Source organism: Streptomyces niveus (genome assembly GCF_001723055.1).
GTDB classification, from domain to species: domain Bacteria; phylum Actinomycetota; class Actinomycetes; order Streptomycetales; family Streptomycetaceae; genus Streptomyces; species Streptomyces niveus.
The window spans coordinates 1-623 of record NZ_MDCR01000553.1; the positions used below are offsets into that span (position 1 = coordinate 1).

The 623-nt window shown below is 66.3% G+C and carries 1 protein-coding gene and 2 pseudogenes; all 3 read right to left on the reverse strand.

The window, feature by feature from the left end; translation table 11 throughout:
• Positions 1 to 270, reverse strand: a 270-nt coding sequence (locus BHU15_RS37505; protein WP_079128649.1) for a transcription antitermination factor NusB, incomplete at its 3' end; no start/stop codon positions are given.
• Between the two features lie 2 nt (positions 271 to 272).
• Positions 273 to 377, reverse strand: a pseudogene (locus tag BHU15_RS41945) (elongation factor P); the annotation flags it as partial.
• A 2-nt stretch (positions 378 to 379) separates the two neighbouring features.
• Positions 380 to 623 (reverse strand): annotated as a pseudogene (locus tag BHU15_RS37510) (elongation factor P); the annotation flags it as partial.

The following is a 623-nucleotide window of genomic DNA, read 5'->3' on the forward strand; positions in this document are numbered from 1 at the left end:
GCCGAGCCGCACGATGTTCCGGTCGACGACCGGCATCCGGTCGAGCGTCCAGCCCACCGAGTAGGTGGAGATGAGCTCGTCGATGCGCTCGGCGTACTTCGCGTACCCCTCGACGAGTTCCATCGTGTACTCGCTGACCGGCGGCTGGCGGTCGTCGGTCCGGGCGTGCCGAAGCCAGTCCGCGAGGACCGTCTGCACGGGCGCCCCGCGCTGGTCGGCCTCGAAGAGGATCTGGAAGGCGCGCTTACGGGCCTTGTTGCGGGCAGCCACGGTTAGCTGTTCACCCGGCCGAGGTACTCACCGGAGCGCGTGTCGACCTTGATCTTCTCGCCGGTCGTGATGAAGAGCGGCACACCGATCTCGTAACCGGTCTCCAGNNCCGGGGTCGGTGTGCTCGATGACCAGTTCGACGGCGGCGGGCAGCTCGACGTAGAGCGCGTTGCCCTCGTACATCGCGACCGTGGCCTCGAAGCCCTCCAGGAGGAAGTTCGCGGCGTCGCCGACGACCTCCCGGCTGATGTGGATCTGGTCGTAGGTGCCCATGTCCATGAAGACGAAGTACTCGCCGTCCATGTATGAGAACTGCATGTCGCGGCGGTCGACGCTGGCCGTCTCGACCTTCA